The sequence below is a fragment of the Candidatus Binatus sp. genome (assembly GCF_036567905.1).
In the GTDB taxonomy this organism is placed as follows: Bacteria; Desulfobacterota; Binatia; order Binatales; family Binataceae; genus Binatus.
The window spans coordinates 13,793-35,063 of sequence record NZ_DATCTO010000100.1 but is presented as its reverse complement, the minus strand read 5'-3'; the positions used below and the strand labels follow the sequence as shown (position 1 = coordinate 35,063).

Sequence of the window (21,271 nt, the reverse complement as noted above, 5' to 3'; positions counted from 1 at the left end):
TATTAAGGCCGCCCGCCGTTGTCGGGCGCGGGGCCCCTGCCAACTGCTTAATACTGCGCTGCCGTCGCCACGGGCAGAAGTGACCCCTGCACCTCAGTAAGGAAGCAGATGCGGCCTGACGGCCTGTTAGAACAGGTGAAGGGAGGAACAATCGCGGAGAGCGCGAGCGGCAGCCTATTGCATGTGACTGGTGGCGGCGCCGGAGACAGTCGAGGTGCCGGGGCCACCAGCCGCGGCTGGGGCTGGGACGGAAGCCTTCAGCGCGGGGTCGTCGCTTTTGACGCATTTGTAGAAAGGCTCCATCTTCTTCAATTGCGCCTTGCAGGCATGTTCGGATTCAAGCGTTTTGAACTTGAGCCATTGGGACATCGGCGCCGTGCTGTTCACTTTGTAATTGCCCGACGCGTCCTGCACCGGCGGAAAGACCGGCGGCGGCAGCATCAGGTACCAGCTAATCAACACCAACGCAGTTGCATAACACTTTCTCATGCCCAACTTGTTAGCGATTTTTTCAGGCGAATGCGAGAGGCGCGAGCGAGCGCGGTTCAGGCCGGCTGCGGCGTGGGCGCCTCGAGCGCGACCGCGGCGCCGCTCTTGCGGGTGGCGTAGCGGCTGAGCAATCTGACGACCGCCGGCGTGACTTCATGGATCGCCTCGCGGCGGAAGCCGACGACCTCGGGACCGCGCGCCCGCATCATCCCGAGCATCGAGAGCCGCAGCAGCGCCGCGACCGCCTGGCAGTAACGGAAGCGCTCGAACTCGATCGGCGCCATCGCGTGGTAGAGCGGCATGTACAACGCCGCGAAGCCGGCGCGAAGCCCGTTGCCGACGATGTTGTCGCGCATCCATCGCGGGTTCTCCAGCGCCGACGAGGACAGAATCACGGCCGTCATCGCAGCGTCGAGATGGCGATCGCCGACGTCGGCGTTCACCCAATCGATGACGCCGGTCACCCGCACCCCATCCACCATCACGTTGAGCGGATGATAGTCCATATGCAGGAGCGAATCGGGGCTGTGGCGAAACCTGGCCGCGCGTTCGGCAACCAGGTTGAGCGCCTCGCGCAGACCGGGCAGCGGGCCGGTCTCGACGCGATGGGCGATGATCGCAAGCACGCGATCGAGCAAAGCGGAGCCGGGGTCAGCGCCGGCGCCTGCGACTGGCGCATATGCGCGCGGAATCTCGCGCAGGGCCGCGCTGGCGGGATCGAGCTGGTGGAGTCTCGATTGCGCGCGGACGAAAGAAAAAAATGCCATCGAGAAAGTCTTTAACGAACTCGGAAAGCTGCGGATCGTGAACAGCGGACCGCCCGTCAGCCGCTGCATGATGAAAAACGGCGCGCCCAACGCGCGGTGATCGGCCTCGAAGGCGTAGGGGCGCGGGACGCAGTAGCCGGCGGCGAACAGGCGATCGATGGTGGTGTATTCGCGGGCGCCTTTGGCGTCGGCCTCGGAGCCTTGATAGAAGCGCAACACCATCGATTGGCCGGCCCGGATGGGCGCGAACGCCTTCGACGCCGATTGGAGCGTGAACTCGAAGACCGTAGTTTCCCATCCGCTGGCAAGGACGCTCAGGCGCGAGACCGGTGCGCAAAGGTACGCGGACAGGCGTTGCTCAATGTCGTTAAGGTCGAGCATTGGATGAAGCGCGGGCGGAGAATCAGCGCGAATGGCAGCGTAATACACGCGGAGAAAAGTCGCAACCGAACTGACACGCGTGTCAGGTGGCAGGGCTGACCCCTGCACCCGATGCTAAAAGAAGATGCGGCCTGACGGCCTGTTAGAAAGTTAAGAGGGGAACTTACCTCGCGCGTTACTTTACGCGAGGCGGGTAAGAGGTCTTCGGGAACCCGACATCCTGAGCGGGCCGATCGATCAGGGCATCGCGCGAGGCATGAAATGTTGCTGGGTTGCGCTGGGCGGCGGTGGTTCGGCCGGCGACGGGGGCATCGGCGCCATCTTGAGTGTCTCGTTGGGGAGCGTCTGGCCGTTCTTCTGGAAACGCTGCTGCACCACCGACGAGAGCAAGGGTCCGCTGCGATCGCTGAGATCGATCGCAACTTCGACCGACAGTCCCAGCCGCAGCGGTTTGTCCCGAGGCTCGGGCCCTTCGATAACAATCTTGACCGGCACGCGCTGCACGACCTTGACCCAGTTGCCAGTCGCGTTCTCGGGCGGCAGCAGCGAGAAGGCCGCGCCGGTGCCCATGCTGATCGAATCGACGTGTCCGCGGTAGGTGTAGTTGGGATAGATGTCGGCGACGATCTCCGCTTTTTGACCGACGCGCACGTCGGTGAGCTGGGTCTCCTTGAAGTTCGCCGTGATGTAGAGCCCGCCAAGCGGGACGATCGCGAGCAGGGGTTCTCCGACCTGGACCCGATTGCCAACGTGGGCGGTCTTATGAGTCACGATGCCCGCGAACGGCGCGGTCAGCCTGGTGTAGCCGAGGTCGAGCTTGGCGGCTTCCAGAGCGGCTTCGGCCTGCTTGACGACCGGGCGTGCGTAGCGCGAATGGTCGTCGTCGGACGATCCGAGGGCGGCCTCGGCCTGCGCCAATTGATGCTCCGCGAGCGCTTCATCGGCGATCGCGATGCGCAGGCCGGTGTTGGCCTGATCGTATTGCTCGATGGAGACGACGCCTTGTTCCTTCAACGACTTGGCGCGCACGAAATCGATTTGCGCCTGCTTGAGTTGCGACGCGGTGAGCGACACGCCCGACCGCGCCGCTTGCACCAGCGCGTAGAGCTCGTCGACGGATTGCCGGGCGCGCTCGAGCTGAGCCTGTGCCTGCCGGACACGGACGTCGAAGTCGCGCGGATCCAGGGTCAACAACAACTGGCCTTCCTTAACCGTCCAGTTGTCCTCGACATAAACGTTGGTGACGGTGCCGGCAACACGCGAGGAAACCAGCGCGACCGTGCCATCGGCGTAGGCGTCGTCGGTGCTGACGTGGCTTTCGATGTAGCGATAGAAGTGAAACGCGGGAATCGCGGCGGCGGCGGCCACAATGATTGCCACTACCAACAAGACCCGGCGTACGAGCTGCGAATTCATAGAATGATTTCAGAGGCGGGAAGATCTAGACGCGTTTTCGAATGGCTCGGTCACTGGTTACAGAGGCTAACTATGACGAATGCGGGAGGCTGTCAAACGAACCGGGACGATCGAGCGCGGCTTCGACCGATCGGCAGCTATGCGCGCGAATTGCGCAGCCGCCGCGGGCGCTGACTCAACATGGGACGCCGGTCATGGCTCGCGAATCGTTGCGTCGGGGCCGTGAACGACGGTTGCCACCACGGCGCCGTTGAGCGTCATGTTGAGAGTGAAACTGCCGAAGTCATGACTTCCGAAAAAGGTGGCATCCACTTTTCCGTCAGGGTTGTCGAACAGGATCAACGTCGGCGCGCGTGAGTCGATCACCCATCCAGTGGTGATGTCCTCGACCAGCGCGGAGTAGCGCTGCTGGGCGGGACCGGCGACGAAAATCCGCAGGTCCGGGGACGCCGGCGATGCGATCGAGCTTGGGATACCGCCGGTCTGCACCGACACGGTGCCAAAAGGCGCGCTGGTGGACTGGAGATCGATCACTTGGTTGCCGTGGATTACTTCGACGCTGAGCAGGTTGCTGTTGCTGGTGGTTTTGGTCGCGACGATTGCGGCCGGCAGGATGTTGTTGGCGATTAAGATGCTAAGCGGGGTGACCCCCTGAAGCGTCCACGATGATCGCGCGTCCGATACGGTGGCGGTAAATGGCGTGCCGATAGTGCCGAGAATGTCGTACGAAGCGAGCGCCGGGCCGTTGGGCGTATTACCGACGCTCCCGGAGAATCCAGTCTGGTTGTTGCAGGCCGCGACTGAAAAGGCGATCGCGGCGCCGAGCGCGCTCATCGGCAAAGCTCGCAACAGATACCGCGTCGCCCGGCTTGCCATCGCGATCACAGCGGCGGCGTCGGTGTCGGCGTCGGCGTCGGCGACCCTGGGGGTAGCGCCTGGACTACGTTGTTGCAGATGCCGGGGCAGGTGCCGTCGGGATTCTCGCAGTTGGTCGGACAATTGATCGCCGGCGTTGGAGTCGGATTGGCGCCACCGGCTGACAGAGGCGTCGGAATAATGACAACCGCGGCGGTGTCGGGAACCGGTGAAGCTGTAGGCGACGACGACGGCGCCGCAGAGGAATCGGGTATCGGGAGCTGCCACTCTTGTACCTGATAAATGTCGGCGGGAGCGCAGAAGGAGTAATTGCTGCTCGAGGGGGTATTTGGCGCCTGATTCTGCACGAGAGTATTGGTTATCGCCACGTAAATCGGATTGTTATTCACATCTACGCCGGCTTGCTTCGACAAGACCACCGAGGTGCCGAGGTTGGCGTTGGCGACACTACCCGTCACGCTGCCGTGACCGACGCAGGCGATCTTTTGGTCATCAGGAAAATCCCCCGGTGCGGGGGTGCACACGTGGTTGGGCCCGGACGGTTCTCCCGGCCCGGTAACGTCTGACAGCACCGCGATGGTGTGGCCCTGATACGGATCGGTGACCCCCTGGTAGAGATCGATCGTCGTCGCGAACAGATCAAAGGCGGGAACCGAGGGCGGGACATTCAGCGTATATTTGACCCTGTCGGGGCTCGAGTTCCTGACGATAACCGGCATCGCGAGCGCGCTTTCAACGTTGTTGGTTCCGGCGTCCTCGGCAAAAACCTGGACCAGAGTGGTCTGCCCCGGATTTGGCGGTGTTATCGGAATAGTGCCGCTGATGTATCCCGTGTTCAGCGCGAGGTCGCACGGGCCGAAAGTGACGCCATCGGTGCCGCAAGTGCCGCCGCTTTTCTTGCCGGTGCCGGTGCTCGGAATTGCGTACACGAATAGATTGTCGTAACCCGGCGCCGAGATCTCCATCACATAGGCGCCCGTGTTCGGTAAAGATTTTGCTTGCACCGGAACGTTTCCGAACTCAGGGGGGATGGTGATCGTGCCCGGCAGCGGGAAGTTGCCTGCGTTGTCGGTATTGGCGGTCGCGACGGCGACGCATTGCTCGGGGGAAGTAAAGCAGTCAGCCGTGCTGTTGCTATCGGGCGGAATCAGCAACTGCAGCGTCGCACCCACGATGGGCTTTGTCGCCACACAATTGTCGCTGAGCGAACCCGTGATATTGCCAAGTGTCTTGCCCCCGGTGACAGTGAAGGCAGAGGGCAACGATTGTCCCGGGTATAGCGGCGGCAACCGCTCTGCGGCGTAGCTGTCTGTGCCGCCGGCCACCGCGAGGTCATAGAGGGTTCCAAATCCAGGCGCCGCCGGACCGCCGGCCGCAGGAAGCTCCAAGGTGAACTGCCCGTTATTGACCGGGGCGGTCGCGATCGGGGTATTGGTTCCGATCGCTTCGGCGGTTACCGACAACTTGCGGGTCTTTTTCGACACCTTGCCGGTCTTTTTCGACGTGGCCGAACCCGAACCTGTTTTGAGACTCACGGACCCTGTGACGATCCCCAGCACGGAATTTGGAAGCGTCGCCATGGAGATTTTTACCGTATATGCACCGCCGGGCACCGTAGGCGCCACAGGGGCCGACATCGACACTTGAAGGATCAGCGGCGTCAGCACTCCATTTGCCGTCGAGAACAGTGTGCCGCCATTGGGGGCCGTCACGGTGATGATGCTGCTGCCGGTAGCCAACTGGATGGGGTAACTGATGCATCCGTCGGCGGTGTCTTTGGGCGTGCTGATCGGCGCCGAGAGCGGACAGTCGGGGACCAAGCTGCCGGGATAGGTCGGATCGAGCCGGAGCTCGACAGTTCGGTAGGTATCGACCCGAACATTGGCGGTGTTGAAGAGCTGGGGTATGTTCTGCGAAGTGTTGAGATCGATCTGCAGGTCCGCGGTCTGGCCGGCGCTGCCAATTCCCGGAGGCACCGGAATGGTCTGCCATTTGCCACTGCCGGGGCCCGCGGTCGCACTGGGATTGATACGAACCGATTGAACATTGAGAAGAACGTTCTGAAAGTTGGGCGGCGGGACGCCCGCAAATCCCACTTCGACCAGCGCCTTTTTGCTGGCCCACGCCGAACCGGCACCGGCCAGCAGCACGCAAATCACGATGACGAAAGGTACTGTCAGGCCGCGAGCAGTGCGATGTACAAAAGAATCTTTCACACGGAATCCATCGAAGAAGAATTGGGTCAGCGTTTGGGATAACCTAACGGGGGTGCGAACGCAAGAATACAATCGCTTGGGTGAACGTCAAATGGATCAGCGAGCTTGACTGATCGCCTTCCCGATCCGGAGAATCAATCCCAGCGATGAACTCGTCGAATCGAAACGCCCGCGGCTGTCTGTTCGCGCTTTTCTTTCTGCTCTGCTTCGGGGTTCGAGTGACCGCGGCGGATGCGAGTTTGAAAATAACGACCGGAAATCCGGGCCTCGAGCATTTCGACGCCGACGGCGGGGTGCAGCTCGACTTCGGTCTGACCGATCAGAACGGCAATCCGGTCGGCAATCTTCGTCCCGACAACGTGAAAGTATTTGAAGACGGCAAGCAAGCCAAAATTCTGGATTTTCGCGGCGTCGGCCAGGGCCGTCCGGTGGATATCGTGTTCGTGCTGGACGTGACGGAATCGATGCAGCCCTATATCGACGCGGTCAAGCAGAACGTGATCGCGTTTGCGCAGGAGCTGCAGGCCAACAGCCGCGACTACCGGCTCGGACTGGTGACCTTCGAGGATTACGTGGTCTCGGCGTATCCCGACTGCAACTGCGCCTATCGCAACTCGTTTACCTCGAACGTCAAGCAGTTCAGTGACTGGGTGGGCAGCCTGCACGCGGGCGGCGGCGGCGACATCCCCGAGGATCAGCTCGACGCGCTTGCCTATGCAGCGAAGTTTCCGTTCCGCCCCGAGGCCGAAGGCATCATCATTATCGTCACCGACGCGCCGCCTCATCATGACGGCGACGGCTCGGCCGACACCTCCCACGATCAGGCCTTCTGGGACCATCATACTCGCGGGGTGCAGGTGACGGATCTGACAGGCGCCAAAGTCGCCGACATGCTCAAGAAGAATGGGCTCACTCTGTATGCGGTGGTTCCGCCGCCGTTCATCGCGCCCGAGTACCAGGAGATCGTCGATGCGACGCACGGCCGTTCGTACAATATCATCACCGAAGCAGGCCGCTTCGCGTCGCTGGTGCGCGAAATCGGCCATTCGATCGCGACGGAGTATTCGCTGACCTATCGAACGCCGCGGCCGATTGAAGACGGCACCAATCGCAGTGTCCAACTGAAGATCGATTACAACGGGGAAGCGGGCGAGGCTGAGACCGCGTACCAGGTGCGGGGGATCGGCGGCGCAGCGATTAACGTGCCGGAGGATGCGGGCACGGGCGGTGGGAACTCGACCGGCACGGGGCTTCGGCAATTCTCGTTCAACTGGTGGAACGGAGCGGTACCGTTGCTCGCAATCATCGGGCTGTTTGGGCTGTCGCGAATGAGGTTCGGGGTCTCGGCCGACGAACTCAAGGCCATTGTCGAGGCGCAGGGCGCGCCCTCGCTCAGGATGCCGTCGGCGCCGCCGCCAGCAGCGCGCGCGGTCCAGCGCCCGCCCGCACGAGCGTCGCAATCGCCGATGACCGCGCCTCGCGGCGCGGGGAGTACGCAGGGCGCGCGGCTGGTGGCAGTCGATCGCATCGATCCGGTGGCGGCGGAATACTCGCTGATGAAAGACGAGATATCGATCGGCCGCGGCGAGGACAACGACGTCGTCATTCCGCACGCGAGCGTGTCGCGCCAGCACGCGCGCTTGATGCGCCGCGACGGTGGATTCGAACTGATGGATCTGAATTCGACTAACGGCAGCTACGTGGACGATCGCCAGATACATGGCTCGGCGTTCGTCAGCGCCGGCAGCCGGCTGCGCCTGGGCGACATCCGGTTCGTGCTGCAGCTGTAGCTCGATTCCTTCCGATCAGTGCCCGGCTCGCTCCAGCGCCTGCGGCTCCAGAAAGGCGTTGTCCACCGTTCCCATGTCGATATACCAGCATTCGCGATCGGGCGCGGTCGCGCCGGGCATATAGACGATCGAACTGTAGCCGGTGTCGAGATCCTCATCGACCAGACCCAGTTGGAACATCCGCTTGTATGGATAAATGGCGACTCGCGCGTCCGGCACGGGCCGGTCGCGATAAGTGTTGAAGGTCGCGATAGTCTTCCACAGCTTGCCGTCGCGATCGTACTGATCCGAGGCCGTGATGAACCATCCTTCTGAATCGATGTAGAAGATTCGCTTGGGAATCGTCGCGTCACGGCCCGGCTTCGAGTCCGCTTCGATCACGTACAGATGGCGCATCTCCCAGTCTTCGGGGCAAATGGTTTTGCCGCCGTCGAGGGGGCATTGCGTCTCGGGCGAATGCACGGCGTGCACCGACGCGAGCATCTGCTTCTCGCCCAGGAGTCTGTAATTGAAGTCTTCGATCTTAGCCGAGAAGCCGAAGTATGAGTCCGGATCGAGCGTGTTAGCGTAAGCGCTGGCTCCGCTGGATCCTCCGGCGCCGCCGCCATAGCCACCACCGCCTCCACCGCTGAATCCCGGCAGTGCGCCTATCGCGTCTGAGAGCACCGCCGCGGATTCACGGCGCAGCTTGCGGGTGGCGGGATTGAACACCCAAGTGTTGTCCTCGATCGCGGGATCGATATGCCGCTGCCGCACCATCCCGTAGCCGCGCAGTGACGACGGTTCCAAAAACGGATAGAAGCCGAAGCGATAACGGAGGCCGCTGGCCACGCCGTCGGGATCGACCGGTATCGGTGGCACCTCGATGCGGCCGATATTGTTGTAGAAGGCGAAGTGCCCCACCGTGTAGTAGCTCAACGGCGAGCCGGCGGCGTTCTTGGCGAAGGTGGCAACCTCGGGATAGCGCATATCGATGTCGTCGCTGTAGAGCGGCCGGTAGCTGAAATTCCACATTACCTTGGTCGCCACTTGCGGATCGTTGGGATCGACCAGCGGAAACGGCTGGCCGGAGACGTAACCCTTGAGGGCGCCGTCGGCCCCGAGCTGGACCTGCGCCGAGTACTTCTCGGTGGCGGCTTTGAACGGCGGCGGCCAATCGAGCTTGTCGGTCGGCACGATCCTGAGCTGCATGTCCTCGCGGACCAGCACGTAGTTGCCGGGGCTGACCAGGTCGGCGACCTTGGATGCATTGTCCTTGGTGATTACATCGCCGGGTTTGACCTCGGCCCGCGCGCGCGGCAACGAGCACAGCATCGTCGCCAGCAAGGTTCCGACCACGATTCGCAACGGTGACTGTCGCATGAGTACCTCCATCAGCGCCGCCGGGCGAGTCCGTTTCGCTGCATGCGCCATCGCAGCAGATCGAAGCGGTCCTGCCCGAAAAACGGCTCGTCGTTGAACACCATCAGCGGGACGCCCCAATGGCCGGCGCGTTTCTGCGCGGCCTCATTTTCGGCGATCGCAGCTTCATAACGATCGGGATCGCGCTCGATTTCCGAATCGAGTCTCGTGAGGTCCAGCCCTGCGCGCTGTGTCGCGCCGGCGAGATGGCCGCCGAGATGCCAGTCCCTGACGCCGCCGAAAATGACTGCGCTCACTGCTGCGAGGAACGGCAGTCCCTTGCCCAGCGCGGCGGCGGCGGCGCCCAACCTGGTCAACCTGTGGATGTACGGTTGCTCGTTGGCCACCACGGCGGTGCTCATGTTCATGACGATCGGATCGGGGCTGGGCCAGGTGAACGGCATGCCCAGCATCTCCGCGATACGCGAGCAATCGCGAAGCAAATAGGGCGGCCACATCGGGTTCACCTGTTTGAAAAAGCCGGGAATCCGGATCGCGATCGGATAAACCGGCCGCACATTGGCCTTCACGTCGTACTCGCGTTCTAATTCAATCAGGCGCGGCGTAACGAGGTAGGAATACGGCGAGCGGAAGGACCAGAACAGATCATATTGGAGTGTCATCCCGGTTCTCCGCTGATGGGAAGTCCGCGCTTTGAGCCGCGATTACCTCGTCCGCCAATCGTAACATTTTTTTCGCCGAAGTTCAGCGCGCCTGCTAGTTCACGCTGGAAGTATCGATTGTGTCCGAACCCACCGGCAGCGTGAGCAGCATTCCGTCATATCCGAGCACGACGCCGCGCGGCCGCACCGCGCCGACTCCCCGCATGAATGACATCCGCACGAAGGCGTTGGGCGTCGGCGGCCCGATATGGCTCAGCACCAGGAGCCGCACGCCCGCCTGGTTCGCCTCGGCGGCCGCGTCCTCGGGCGTGGTATGGTAGCGGAGGATGTCGGACATGATCTTGGCAACTCGCGCGTTGCCCCGCCGGCTGGCCGCCGCTTCGATAAGTTTCACCATCGGCGCCGACTGCGCTTCGTGGATCAGCACGTCGGCGCCGCGCGCCTGCGCCACCAGGTTGGCGCATTTGGTCGTATCGCCGCTGATCACCACCGAGCGCCCCTTGTAGTCGAATCGGTAGCCGTAGGCGGGCGCGACCGGCGCATGATTGACGGTAAAGGCGGTCACTTTGAGCCCGTTCTCTTCGAGAACGGTCGCCGAGCCGCCCGCGCAGGGTCCCGCGCCGGGCTCAGCATCGATCTTTACCACGTGCGGTTCCATCGTCCAGTTGGCCGGCGGCATAAGTGCGGCGCCGTGATGCGCTACGCGATAGTCGCGGTCCAGCGCGTACGCCTGCGCAAATCCGCCCACCACCTCCTCGACGCCAGGCGGCCCGAAGACGCGCAGCGGCTTCGCCCGGCCCTGCGCCCACGTCTGCAGGTTAATCTCGCCAAGGTCGCCGATATGATCCGAGTGGTAGTGCGTCAGCATCACCGCCGCCAGCTTGGGCGCCGGCAGATGCCACAGCGCGAGGTTCTTCCACGCGCCCGGGCCGGCGTCCACGAGATACATATTGCCGCCGGCGAAGACCGCCGTGCACGCATCGGCCCGATTGGGATCGGGCAGCGGATTTCCGGTTCCGCACAGGACAACGCGGAGCGCGTCGTCGGCGAGGAGATCATTGCGCGTTGCGCCAAGGGTCCGCTCAACCACCCGCCTTAGCAGCGCATCCTGCACCGCCGGCACGTGCGCCATCCACCACCCGAGTCCGCCGAGCAGCACCAGGGCTGCGGCGCAAGCGGCGAGACGTTTGGCCGATCGCGACATGATGGTTGAGTTCCGCTACTCTGCGCTCCGAGTTGCCGACTAAACTAGACGGGCTTCCATTGCAAGGCTTCGAGGTCTCGATCGAAAGTATCTTGCTTGATCGTTCATCGACGCGTTCTCTATGATTGAGACGGTTGAGCAAAGAGCGACAGAGGCTGCTCACATGGAAAAAACTATTTTCAGAATCGGTCTGTTCGCGATCGCGATTTCGGCGCTCGTATTTAATCCCGCCCGAGCCGATGCGCAGATGCTTCCGATGATGATTCCGCTTCCCACCACGCTGATCATCAGCAAGCCCGCGCCCGGGCAGATCTACGGTGACAAGCAGGTGGTCACGATGGGCGTAAGCGGGAAAACCTACAAGTTCGTGCTGAAGGACGCCTACGTTGACGATCCCAGGGGCATAGTCCATTGGCCTGACATCTGGCAGTTGGTCCGCCAGTACAAGCCCAACTTCAACGTGACCGGCGTCGGAGAGGATACGTTCGAGAAAATGCAGCCGGGCCAGACCCTGACCGTGCGCGGCATGTTCTCCGGGAACAATCAGACATTGGAAGTGGTGGGCACGGAACCGGGCGAGGGCCGCTTTGGTCCCGCCGAGCATTATTAGCCGGCGGTTCAATCGCGGCGACCACTACCCGTTTTTCGGCACAAGTTGTGCCGATATCCGCGGGTAGTGTAGCTTTGAAGGCTCAAATTGTGGGGAAAGCTGCCAAAAATCGGTAAATGAAAAAACTTACGGGAGCACAAATCGTTGTCGAAACCCTGATTGCCGAGGGCGTCGATGTCATCTTCGGCTATCCGGGCGGCGCGATCCTGCCGACTTACGACGCGCTACTCGACTCAAAGATCAAGCACGTTCTGGTCCGCCATGAGCAGGGCGCCGCCCACATGGCGGAGGGCTATGCGCGCGTCAGCGGACGCCCCGGCGTGGTCATTGTCACTTCGGGGCCCGGTGCGACCAACACCGTCACCGGAATCGCCGACGCATACATGGATTCCACCCCGATGGTGGTTTTGTCGGGCCAGGTTCCGACCACGATGATCGGCAACGATGCTTTTCAGGAGGCGGACTTCGTCGGCATCACCCGCCCGTGCACCAAGCACAATTTCCTGGTCAAGAACGTCAAGGATATCGCGCGCATCATCAAGGAAGCGTTTTACATCGCCGGCAGCGGACGCCCCGGTCCGGTGGTGGTCGATTTGCCCAAGGACGTGCAACAGGCCGAGCATGTTTTTCACCTTCCCGAGAAAATTGAACTGCGCGGCTACAAGCCCACAATTCGCGGCAATCCCCGGCAGATCGAGCGGGCGATCGAGGCGATCGAAAAAAGTTCGACGCCGCTGTTCTACGTCGGCGGCGGCGTGCAATGGTCCGGTGCGGCGCCCGAGTTGCGCGAACTGGTTAAAGGACTTGGTATTCCAGTTACCGAGACGTTGATGGGATTGGGATCGTACCCCGCCTCCGATTCGCTCAGGCTCGGGATGCTCGGGATGCACGGTTCGTATGCCACCAACACGGCCGTATGCAACACCGATTGCCTAATCGCAGTCGGTGCGCGCTTCGACGATCGCGTCACCGGCAAGATTTCTGAATTCGCGCCGAAGGCCGAAACGATTATTCACATCGATATCGACCCGTCGTCCATTTCGAAGAACGTCAAGGTCGATATTCCGATCGTCGGCGATATCAAGTCGGTGCTGACCGACATGCTGACCACGATTAAGGGCCGCGAGAGCATCGGCAAGCGCCACGCCGACTGGGCGAAATGGCATCAGCAGATCCTCAAGTGGCAGAAGGAGAAACCGCTCTACGAGAACAGCCGTCGTGGTGACAGCGTCTCTCCGATCGACGTTATCGCCGAGCTGCATAAGCTCACCAAGGGCGATTGCATACTGGCCACTGATGTCGGGCAGCATCAGATGTGGGTAGCTCAGATGTTCCCGTTTGAGAATCCCCGTTCGTGGCTGACCTCGGGCGGACTGGGCACCATGGGCTACGGACTGCCGGCCGGAATCGGTGCGACGTTCGCCGCGCCTGACAAGAAGGTTGTAGTGGTTTCGGGCGACGGCTCGATTCAGATGAACATCCAGGAACTGGGTACCGCGGTCCAATACAAAGTCGATATCAAGGTAATCATACTCAACAACTACTTCCTCGGAATGGTTCGCCAATGGCAGGAGAAGTTCTACGCTGAACGGTATTCCTACACCGCAATGTCGGTGCCGAATTTCGTCAAGCTGGCCGATGCCTACGGTGCGCACGGCTTCCGAATTGAAAAAACGAAAGACCTGGCCGCCACGATGAAGGAAGCATTCGCGACCCCCGGTCCGGTACTCATCGACGTCGTGATCCCCAAGGAAGAAGCGGTGATGCCGATGATTCCGCCCGGCGGCGCGATGTCCGAGATGCTGTTCGCCTGAACGGGGGCCGCGCGCTCAAAGCCAGGAACATCTTTTTCCGCAGGAGACGAACTCATGGCCGCGCGCGTACCGTACCTCAATCGCGAAGACCTTCCCGAAGCCGACCGCGTGATCTTCGACAACCTGGCCGCGGAGAGTGGCGGGACCGTCGGCAATCTCTTCCGTGTACTGGCGCATACGCCAAAATTTTTGCGCCGGTTCTGCTCGATGGGTAACAACCTTCGCAACAAGACCGCGCTCGATCCAAAACTCCGCGAACTCGCGATCCTCACGGTCGGACGGCTGACCGATGCGCAATACGAGTTCGTGCATCATTTGAGCATCGCGCGGCGCGTCGGCGTCGCGCGCGAGCAGCTCGAGGCGCTCGCTGATTGGGAGAAATCCGCGAAGTTCAGCGACCATGAGCGCGCCGTGATTCGTTACGCCGCCGAATCCACCAGCAGCGTGCGGGTGACCGACGCGACCTGGAACGCCTTGAAGACGTTTCTCGACACCTGCCGCATGATGGAGCTGGTGGAGAACGTCGCCTACTACAACATGGTAGTGCGTGTGCTGGTCCCGGTGGGCGTCGAGCTCGAGCCCGACACGGGCAGGCGGTAGCGCCGCGCTGCAACACCGAAACACCGATTCGCCGCCGCGGCGCGCTATGATTGATCGATGACGCGGCAGCCGCCCCGCGATTTTTACCAACAGGGAATCGACCTCTTCAACCAGGGGCGCTTCTTCGAGTGTCATGAGGCATGGGAGGAAATCTGGAAGCGCTCCGACGGCGAAGCGAAGCTTTTCTACCAGGGACTGATCCAGGCCGCGGTCGCGATCCTGCACGCGCAGCGCGGGAACTTCAGCGGCGCCCGGTCGCTGTATCAGAAGGCGTCGGCCAGGCTCGATTCAATTCCGCACGAGCACATGGGTCTGGCAGTCGGCGAGTTGCGCGTCGAGTTGAGCCGATTTATCGAAATCGCGAGCCGCGCAGATGGCGGCCCGCTTCCCGCCCCGCCGCGACTGCGCCGAATTTCAAGGTCACGCGCTTAGAACGGGATGTCCTCGTCGTCCATCGGCGCGACGTCGTCGCCCGCGCCTGCGGCGCTTGCGGGTGCGCGACCACGAGCTTCGCCGGCGTCATCGCCCATCGGAGCGCCGCCGCGCGAGCTCAGGAACTGCACGCGCATCGCGACAATTTCCGTGACCTTGCGCTTGCCGCTGCCGTCCTTGGCTTCGTACTCGCGGTAGGAAATTCTGCCCTCGATGTAAACCGGGCTTCCCTTCTTCAGGTACTGCGCGCAGGTCTCGCCCTGTTTGCCCCACACGATGATGTTGTGCCAGTCGGTGCGGTCCTGCCGCGTCCCGCTCTTGTCGGCGAACGACTCCTTGGTCGCAATCGAAAAGTTGGTGACCGAGGTGCCCGAGTTGGTGAAGCGGGTTTCGGGGTCGCGTCCGAGATTGCCGATTAGAATTACTTTGTTTACCGACGCCGCCATCTTCGCCACCTCATGATCGAAAACTAGCCCCGCCCCATCCTCAAGGCAAGGCGCAGCGGCCGGACCCCGCCTTTCGCCTGCGTTTTCTGACCGATATAATTTGCCCCGGTGCGGAGGCAGGATAGGGCGATGGCGGCAAGCACTTCCACGACCGCTGCGGTCCGAATTGTGGCGCTGGGCGGGTTGGGCGAGATCGGCCTCAACCTGATGGCGATCGAATGCGCCGGGCGCGCGATCGTGATCGATTGCGGGGTGATGTTTCCCGACGAGCCCGCGCTCGGATTGGGCACCTATATACCCGAGATGGCGTGGCTCGAGCGCAGCCACGTCGCGGTTGAGGCGGTGGTGCTCACCCACGCCCACGAGGATCACATCGGCGCGCTGCCGCATTTGATCCGCCGCTTCAACGTTCCCGTTTATGGAACCGATGTAACGCTCGCTTTCACCCGGCGGCGCCTCGCTGATGCGGAGTTCGACGATCCGGTCGATCTGCGGACGATCGCGCCGCGGGTTGCATTCGAGGCTGGGCCGTTCACGGTCGAGCCGATTCGGGTTACGCATTCGACCCCGAACTCGATTGCGCTGGCGATTCGAACTCCCGCCGGGATCGTCGTTCATAGCGGCGACTTCAAAATTGATGACGCCCCGGTGGACGGCGAGATGTTCGATCGCGAGCGGTTCGCCGAGCTTGGCGCGCAAGGCGTCGCCGTCCTGCTCTCGGATTCGACCAACGTCGAGCGCCCCGGCCGCTCGGGCTCGGAAAGTTCGCTCAAACCCGTCCTGCGCGAGCTCGCGTCACGCGCGCGCGGCAGGTTTTTCCTGTCAGCCTTTTCGTCGCATCTGCATCGGATTCGCCAGGTGGTCGAGGTCTCGCGCGAGTTCGGCCGCCGGGTCGTTCCGCTCGGACGCGCGATGGCGGAGAGCGTGCGGCTGGGTCTCGAGATCGGCCAGCTTCCATTTGCGCAAGCGATGTTTGTCGAGCCGGGCGAGGCCGAGTTCATCGACGGCGACCGGCTGAGCTATCTTACCAGCGGAAGCCAGGGCGAGCCGCTCTCGGCGCTGGCGAAACTCGCCGCCGACGCCCACCCGCGCGTGCGTATCGAGCATGGCGACGTGGTCGTGCTGTCATCGCGCTTCATTCCCGGCAACGAACGCACCATCAACACCCTGGTGAACCGTCTCTACCGGCAGGGCGCCGAGGTTGTTTACGACGCGGTCGCTCCGGTTCACGTTTCGGGGCACGCGAGCCAGGACGAGTTGACGGAGATGATCGCGCTCACGCGGCCGCGGCACTTCATCCCGATTCATGGCGAATATCGTCATCTGAGCCGTCACCTCGCGCTGGCAATTGCCGCGGGAATTCCCGAGCGTAACTGCTTCCTGCTCGAAGACGGCGATTCGCTGATTCTAAGTCCCGCTGGCGAGGCGCGCCGCGGAGCCACCGTCGAGGCAGGCCGCGTGATGCTCGAAGGCGCCGACGGCGGCGACCCCGCCGTGATCGGCGAGCGCCGGGTGCTGGCGCGCGATGGCACGGTAACGGCGGTGGTGGTCCTCTCGTCGAAAACCGGGCGCATCGTCGCGGGCCCCGATCTCCTGTCGCGAGGGCTGGTGAGCGGCGATGGCACTTCCGCGCACATGCGCCGCGCGAAGGAGGAATTAATTCAGCGCCTGAGCGCGCTCGGCGGTCCCCTGCTCGCCAATGATCCCCGGGTGAAGGAAGAAATCGTACGCGCGATTCGGCGTTACTTCAGCGACGAGCTCGGCAAGCGGCCGCTGGTGATTCCGTACGTGACGGAGGTGTGACCCCCATCGCGCGCAAGGAGAAAATGCCCATCGAGCTGCCGTCTTCAGCGGCTCGCGAGCCGCGGGATGCGGCCGAGGAGGCTTTCGTTTCCATTGCCGCGCATCCCGGCGCGCGAATCGCTCGCGAGCTGTTCGCGCTGGCGCTGCTGGCGTTCGCGGCATTCGGCACGGTGAGCCTCGTAAGCGTCGATATCGGACGCAGCCCCAACCTCGGCGGTCCGGTCGGCGCGGCCCTGGCGGCGACTCTCGGCGGCCTGGTGGGATATCAGTCGTACACCGCGATGATGTTGTTCGCGTGGCTGGCGCAGCGGGTATGGACGGGTGCGGGAATTGTCACGATCGTGCGCGAGATTGGCGGCGGCGTCATTTTGATTTTTGCGCTCGCGGCGGCCGGCGCGCTGTGGGATCTGCACGACGCAAAGATGGGCGGTGAAATTGGCGCGGATATCGCCACGATTCTCAATGATTCGCTCAACTTGGCCGGGGGCTCGATCGCGGTCGCGCTCGGACTGGTCTGCGGGCTTGCGCTGATGCTCAAGCGGGCGCCGACCGAGCTGCTGGCCGGACTCGCCAACAAAATTCGTCCGCGCCGCGCGGAGTTCGAACCTGCCGGCGGCCACAACGAAACGCGCGGCCCGTTCTCACTTGGCGCGGGCGACGAGATCGAGCCCGACGGCGCGGGCGGCAGGCCGGCGCCGCTGAAGGTCAGGCTGCTGGATATTCGCGATGCGACGGCGCGCGAGAAGCGCGACCGGGCAGCGGCTTCGAAGCCGCGCCAGAAGGGTGCTTTCAAACTGCCGCCGCAGTCGCTGCTGGATTTGCCGCCGGCCGAGCATGCGCAGGTGGACGAGGGCCAGCTCGAGCGCAGCGCGCGCGTGCTCGAGCAGAAACTCGCGGACTTCGGCGTCGAGGGCCGGGTGGTCGAGGTACAACCGGGCCCGGTCGTCACGATGTACAAATTCGAGCCGGGCTCCGGCATCAAGGTGAGCCAGGTTGTCAATCTCGCCGATGATCTCTCGATGGCTCTTAGAGCGGCCGCGGTGCGAATCCAGGCGCCTGTTCCCGGCGAGGCGGTGGTCGGGATCGAAGTGCCCAACCGCAAGCGCGAACGCATTTTTCTGCGCGAGATTCTCGAGGCCGAGGAATTCCTGGCCGCGCAGAGCCAGCTGACCATCGCGCTCGGCAAGGATATCGCCGGGCGTCCGGTCGCCGCCGATCTCGCCAGGATGCCTCATCTGCTGATCGCCGGAGCGACCGGGACCGGCAAGTCGGTTTCGCTCCACACGATGATCGCGTCGATTCTGTTCAACGCGACCGCCGACGATGTGCGTCTGATTCTGGTCGATCCCAAGATGCTGGAATTGTCGGTGTACGATAATATTCCGCATCTGCTGGTACCGGTCGTCGTCGATCCGCAGAAGGCCGCGTCCGCGTTGCTGTGGGCGACGCAGGAGATGGAGGCCAGGTACATCCGGATGCGCGAGCTGGGCGTGCGCAATATCGACGGCTACAACCACGCGCTGGCCTCGGGCGCGTCGATCGCACAGCTCAAGATGGCGGGTTATAGCGTACCGGCATCGGACGATCCCAATCAGCCGGCGGTCGGCGCGATCGAGCATCGCAAGCTGCCGAAGATCGTGATCGTCATCGACGAGCTGGCCGATTTGCTGCTCGGCGAGGGCAAGACCGTCGAGCGCGATATCACGCGGCTGGCGCAAAAGGCGCGGGCCGCGGGAATTCACCTCATCCTCGCCACCCAGCGTCCCTCGGTGGATGTGATCACCGGGCTTATCAAGGCGAACCTGCCGGCACGAATCTCACTTCAGGTCACGTCGCGAGTCGATTCGCGCACGATTTTAGATTCTATCGGCGCCGAACGGCTGCTCGGCGCCGGTGATATGCTGTTCATGCCGCCCGGCAGCGTGAAACTTCGCCGCCTGCACGGGCCGTTCGTCAGCGAGCATGAGATTCGCAGGCTCGCCGATTTCCTGCGTGAGCAGGGCGCACCCGAATACCGCATGGAAATCCTCGACACCAAGGCTCCGGGCGAGGAAGAGGGTGGCGGATTCGGCGCCAACATTCAGGACGAAATGTATGATGAGGCGGTGCGGATCGTGATGGAGAGCAACCAGGCGTCGATCTCGATGATCCAGCGGCGGCTTCGAATCGGCTACAATCGCGCGGCCCGGATGGTCGAGCAGATGGAACGCGAAGGAATCGTGATGCCCGCCGACGGCGCCAAGCCGCGCGAAGTCCGCCTGCGCAGCGTGCGATGAGCGGCGGCGACGTGCGAGGTTCATCTGAAGTAAGGGGATTTCCTTTAGAGGTGGAATGTTACGAACGTTCTAAGACAGGAGGTCTGCTCCGTTGCGCACTATTGATCGGCTGATCCGGAGTTTTGGGGTCCGACCATGGGAGTGGTGGCCGAAAGACTTGATTAGCGAATGGAGAGGCGAGGTAGAGATACCGGGAGACGCTGTGCTGAGGGCAGTGCACCTCCATACCAAGACTTTGGGCCCCTTAGGGCCCGACCAAAACCAAACGCTACCGGTTCTGCCCTGTATCGTGCCGCCTTGGCCCGTCTGCTTCGTTCAGTGGATCGACCCCAGCGACGATCCCCGTCACAGCTCGGATAGCGATATGGCCGCGCTGCTGTTTACCTCACGTCGCAAAGACGCCGGATTTTCAGTCGCGGCGTTCTGCTTCGACCTTCCCCGGGGGGCAGGTGGAGGCTATGCAAGCGCGACCCTTTTGCACCTCGACGCGCAAGGCCGGTGGGAGGCCGAAAAAGACGCGTGGCTTGTCGGTCATCCAGATGCCTCACCGGAGTATCGGATGTCAATTGGCCCCAGAGCCTACGGACTAAACCGGCCCAAAGCCTATAACCTTGAAGGATGGCCGCTTGGGGTCGCACGACTCTTCGCGGAAGCCGGATACTCGCGAGAAACAATCGTCGAAATCATTAATGGGCGTCAAGCCATGCCCAGCGATGCGGAGATATTCTCGCGAATCGCGCGCCACCGTGCAGAGTGTACCCTGCTTCGCGATGGCGACTCCAATATGCATAGTCCGAATCACTGGAAGTTCCTCGACGCGGTTATGCGAAAGGGCATGTTTTCTCACGGTAGCTGGTTTGAAACGTGCGAGCAGGAGCACAACGCGCTCATGGATCATCGACAGTTTACCGGGTTCTCTGCAGAAGTCTGGATGGCGCTTGCCCTCTGCCACTGTAAGAACGTCCGCTTGGTTGAGGAACACGTTCCGGAAAAAAAACAACGGCAATATCAGAAGCAGAATCGTCCGGCGATTCAGAAGTTCTACACGCTTGAAATCGATCCGATGCGCGAGATCCTTCGCCGTACATTAGAGGGCGAGGCGAAAGGAAGCGCGATGCGTGCGTTACACATCTGTCGAGGCCACTTCAAAACATACGACGAGTCCGCCCCGATGTTCGGAAAAATCACTGGGTCGTTCTGGTGGGCCCAACAGTTGCGAGGCAATTCGCAGCGAGGAAGAATTAACAAGGACTACGCGGTGTAGTGATCGAGATTGGAACTGAAGAGGCGTGAAGGCGCGTCGCGCAGATTTCGTCCCAAACAAAACACCCTCACCTGCCTGATGATGAAAATATGTGGAAAGCGATCCTTCCTGCGATCCTGATGATGCTCGTCACCGCTGCGCCCGCTCGATCGGAGACGATTGCGCCGTCTGGTCCCCCCGTCAGCAAAGAGTTGAAGCATGTGCTGGATCGCCTGCAGCGTCATTACCGCGACACGGAGTCATTCTCGGCGAAATTCAGCGAAGAGATCGCGACCGTCGGCGCGCCGAAACGCAAACGTCAGGGCACGGTTTCATTTCGCAAGCCCGGACGCATGCGCTGGGAGTTCGCGGCGCCGGAAGTGCAAACGATCGTCAGCGACGGCGAGACGCTCTACAGCTACGATCCGGATCTTAACCAGGTCGTCGAAACCCCGCTCAAGCAGGCGCTCAAATCGAGCAGCGCGACGTCGTTCCTGCTCGGAATCGGCAATATCAACCGCGACTTCAAGGCCGCATTCGCAACTCCCCCGACGCCCACCGGTCTCATCGATTTGATCCTCGAGGCGAAGGCGGGCGGCTACAAAATTGAAGTCGGACTCGATCCGAAGACTTACAATTTGATCAGGCTGACGCTTACCGACCAGCTCGGCGACACGACCAGGATCGACTTCAGCGACGTTCATGATAATGTGGAACTGCCCGATTCGATTTTCGCATTCAAGGCGCCGGCGGGCGCGGATGTCGTGACGGCGCCGGCTTCGCCATGACGCTCAAGAAAACCCGAAAACTACAATCGCCGCGATGACGCATCGAGGCGCGATTGCCTCGGCTGTATGCGACAGGTATTTTTAAAAGCCCCGTAA

The 21,271-nt window shown here is 62.2% G+C and carries 18 protein-coding genes; 9 read left to right on the top strand and 9 right to left on the bottom strand.

Annotated elements, in window-relative coordinates:
- Positions 1–174: 174 nt before the first annotated feature.
- From VIO10_RS15525 to VIO10_RS15505, 5 genes are all read right to left on the bottom strand, one after another.
- Positions 175–489 carry a hypothetical protein gene (locus tag VIO10_RS15525; protein ID WP_331966322.1) on the bottom strand — a complete coding sequence of 105 codons (315 nt, stop codon included), beginning with the start codon at positions 487–489 and terminating at the stop codon, positions 175–177.
- 56 nt (positions 490–545) lie between these two features.
- Entirely contained in the window at positions 546–1,637 is a 1,092-nt protein-coding gene (locus VIO10_RS15520; RefSeq protein ID WP_331966319.1) for a phosphotransferase, read from the bottom strand.
- 237 nt (positions 1,638–1,874) lie between these two features.
- Positions 1,875–3,053 (bottom strand): HlyD family secretion protein, encoded by a 1,179-nt coding sequence (locus tag VIO10_RS15515; RefSeq protein WP_331966316.1) that lies wholly within the window; start codon positions 3,051–3,053, stop codon positions 1,875–1,877.
- Positions 3,054–3,245: 192 nt separating this feature from the next.
- Positions 3,246–3,887, bottom strand: a complete 642-nt coding sequence (locus VIO10_RS15510; protein ID WP_331966313.1) for a hypothetical protein — start codon at positions 3,885–3,887, stop codon at positions 3,246–3,248.
- Positions 3,888–3,934: 47 nt separating this feature from the next.
- On the bottom strand, positions 3,935–6,145 hold the full coding sequence (locus VIO10_RS15505; RefSeq protein WP_331966310.1) for a hypothetical protein: 2,211 nt from the start codon (positions 6,143–6,145) through the stop codon (positions 3,935–3,937).
- A gap of 146 nt (positions 6,146–6,291) precedes the next feature.
- Between VIO10_RS15505 and VIO10_RS15500 the strand changes: the two genes are divergently transcribed.
- Positions 6,292–7,935 (top strand): FHA domain-containing protein, encoded by a 1,644-nt coding sequence (locus tag VIO10_RS15500; RefSeq protein ID WP_331966307.1) that lies wholly within the window; start codon positions 6,292–6,294, stop codon positions 7,933–7,935.
- Between the two features lie 15 nt (positions 7,936–7,950).
- On the opposite strand, the gene VIO10_RS15495 is transcribed toward VIO10_RS15500, so the two are convergent.
- The 3 genes from VIO10_RS15495 to VIO10_RS15485 form a co-directional block, all read right to left on the bottom strand.
- Complete coding sequence (locus VIO10_RS15495; protein ID WP_331966304.1) at positions 7,951–9,297, bottom strand: DUF1329 domain-containing protein; 1,347 nt, start codon at positions 9,295–9,297, stop codon at positions 7,951–7,953.
- A gap of 11 nt (positions 9,298–9,308) precedes the next feature.
- Positions 9,309–9,959: a 2-hydroxychromene-2-carboxylate isomerase gene (locus tag VIO10_RS15490; RefSeq protein WP_331966301.1), complete on the bottom strand. Its 651-nt coding sequence runs from the start codon at positions 9,957–9,959 to the stop codon at positions 9,309–9,311.
- 94 nt (positions 9,960–10,053) lie between these two features.
- Positions 10,054–11,163, bottom strand: coding sequence for an MBL fold metallo-hydrolase (locus VIO10_RS15485; protein ID WP_331966299.1), 1,110 nt, complete (start codon positions 11,161–11,163; stop codon positions 10,054–10,056).
- Positions 11,164–11,326: 163 nt separating this feature from the next.
- On the opposite strand from VIO10_RS15485, the gene VIO10_RS15480 reads away from it, so the two are divergent.
- From VIO10_RS15480 to VIO10_RS15465, 4 genes are all read left to right on the top strand, one after another.
- Positions 11,327–11,773, top strand: a complete 447-nt coding sequence (locus VIO10_RS15480) for a hypothetical protein (protein ID WP_331966296.1) — start codon at positions 11,327–11,329, stop codon at positions 11,771–11,773.
- A gap of 116 nt (positions 11,774–11,889) precedes the next feature.
- Positions 11,890–13,587 carry a biosynthetic-type acetolactate synthase large subunit gene (ilvB, locus tag VIO10_RS15475; protein ID WP_331966293.1) on the top strand — a complete coding sequence of 566 codons (1,698 nt, stop codon included), beginning with the start codon at positions 11,890–11,892 and terminating at the stop codon, positions 13,585–13,587.
- A 54-nt stretch (positions 13,588–13,641) separates the two neighbouring features.
- Complete coding sequence (locus tag VIO10_RS15470) at positions 13,642–14,187, top strand: carboxymuconolactone decarboxylase family protein (RefSeq protein ID WP_331966289.1); 546 nt, start codon at positions 13,642–13,644, stop codon at positions 14,185–14,187.
- A 57-nt stretch (positions 14,188–14,244) separates the two neighbouring features.
- Positions 14,245–14,619 (top strand): DUF309 domain-containing protein, encoded by a 375-nt coding sequence (locus tag VIO10_RS15465; RefSeq protein WP_331966286.1) that lies wholly within the window; start codon positions 14,245–14,247, stop codon positions 14,617–14,619.
- Here VIO10_RS15465 and VIO10_RS15460 read toward each other — a convergent pair.
- The gene (locus VIO10_RS15460; protein WP_331966283.1) at positions 14,616–15,065 is read right to left on the bottom strand and encodes a single-stranded DNA-binding protein; all 450 of its coding nucleotides are present in this window, start codon (positions 15,063–15,065) and stop codon (positions 14,616–14,618) included. The genes VIO10_RS15465 and VIO10_RS15460 overlap by 4 nt on opposite strands.
- A 129-nt stretch (positions 15,066–15,194) precedes the next feature.
- Between VIO10_RS15460 and VIO10_RS15455 the strand changes: the two genes are divergently transcribed.
- The 4 genes from VIO10_RS15455 (at position 15,195) to VIO10_RS15440 (ending at position 21,175) form a co-directional block, all read left to right on the top strand.
- Positions 15,195–16,868, top strand: coding sequence for a ribonuclease J (locus tag VIO10_RS15455; protein ID WP_331966280.1), 1,674 nt, complete (start codon positions 15,195–15,197; stop codon positions 16,866–16,868).
- Between the two features lie 23 nt (positions 16,869–16,891).
- On the top strand, positions 16,892–19,144 hold the full coding sequence (locus VIO10_RS15450; RefSeq protein ID WP_331966277.1) for an FtsK/SpoIIIE family DNA translocase: 2,253 nt from the start codon (positions 16,892–16,894) through the stop codon (positions 19,142–19,144).
- 364 nt (positions 19,145–19,508) lie between these two features.
- Positions 19,509–20,408: a hypothetical protein gene (locus VIO10_RS15445; RefSeq protein WP_331966274.1), complete on the top strand. Its 900-nt coding sequence runs from the start codon at positions 19,509–19,511 to the stop codon at positions 20,406–20,408.
- 89 nt (positions 20,409–20,497) lie between these two features.
- Positions 20,498–21,175: an outer membrane lipoprotein carrier protein LolA gene (locus VIO10_RS15440; protein WP_331966271.1), complete on the top strand. Its 678-nt coding sequence runs from the start codon at positions 20,498–20,500 to the stop codon at positions 21,173–21,175.
- Positions 21,176–21,271 lie beyond the last annotated feature (96 nt).

Excerpts from the sequence above, each read along its gene's own strand:
- VIO10_RS15510 (WP_331966313.1), bottom strand. The coding sequence starts at position 3,887 with ATGAGCGCGCTCGGCGCCGCGATCGCCTTTTCAGTCGCGGCCTGCAAC.
- VIO10_RS15460 (WP_331966283.1), bottom strand. The coding sequence starts at position 15,065 with ATGGCGGCGTCGGTAAACAAAGTAATTCTAATCGGCAATCTCGGACGC.
- VIO10_RS15450 (WP_331966277.1), top strand. The coding sequence starts at position 16,892 with ATGCCCATCGAGCTGCCGTCTTCAGCGGCTCGCGAGCCGCGGGATGCG.
- VIO10_RS15500 (WP_331966307.1), top strand. The coding sequence starts at position 6,292 with ATGAACTCGTCGAATCGAAACGCCCGCGGCTGTCTGTTCGCGCTTTTC.
- VIO10_RS15525 (WP_331966322.1), bottom strand. The coding sequence starts at position 489 with ATGAGAAAGTGTTATGCAACTGCGTTGGTGTTGATTAGCTGGTACCTG.
- VIO10_RS15495 (WP_331966304.1), bottom strand. The coding sequence starts at position 9,297 with ATGCGACAGTCACCGTTGCGAATCGTGGTCGGAACCTTGCTGGCGACG.
- VIO10_RS15455 (WP_331966280.1), top strand. The coding sequence starts at position 15,195 with ATGGCGGCAAGCACTTCCACGACCGCTGCGGTCCGAATTGTGGCGCTG.
- VIO10_RS15445 (WP_331966274.1), top strand. The coding sequence starts at position 19,509 with ATGGCCGCGCTGCTGTTTACCTCACGTCGCAAAGACGCCGGATTTTCA.
- VIO10_RS15520 (WP_331966319.1), bottom strand. The coding sequence starts at position 1,637 with ATGCTCGACCTTAACGACATTGAGCAACGCCTGTCCGCGTACCTTTGC.
- VIO10_RS15485 (WP_331966299.1), bottom strand. The coding sequence starts at position 11,163 with ATGTCGCGATCGGCCAAACGTCTCGCCGCTTGCGCCGCAGCCCTGGTG.
- VIO10_RS15480 (WP_331966296.1), top strand. The coding sequence starts at position 11,327 with ATGGAAAAAACTATTTTCAGAATCGGTCTGTTCGCGATCGCGATTTCG.
- VIO10_RS15465 (WP_331966286.1), top strand. The coding sequence starts at position 14,245 with ATGACGCGGCAGCCGCCCCGCGATTTTTACCAACAGGGAATCGACCTC.
- VIO10_RS15470 (WP_331966289.1), top strand. The coding sequence starts at position 13,642 with ATGGCCGCGCGCGTACCGTACCTCAATCGCGAAGACCTTCCCGAAGCC.
- VIO10_RS15440 (WP_331966271.1), top strand. The coding sequence starts at position 20,498 with ATGTGGAAAGCGATCCTTCCTGCGATCCTGATGATGCTCGTCACCGCT.
- ilvB (WP_331966293.1), top strand. The coding sequence starts at position 11,890 with ATGAAAAAACTTACGGGAGCACAAATCGTTGTCGAAACCCTGATTGCC.
- VIO10_RS15515 (WP_331966316.1), bottom strand. The coding sequence starts at position 3,053 with ATGAATTCGCAGCTCGTACGCCGGGTCTTGTTGGTAGTGGCAATCATT.
- VIO10_RS15490 (WP_331966301.1), bottom strand. The coding sequence starts at position 9,959 with ATGACACTCCAATATGATCTGTTCTGGTCCTTCCGCTCGCCGTATTCC.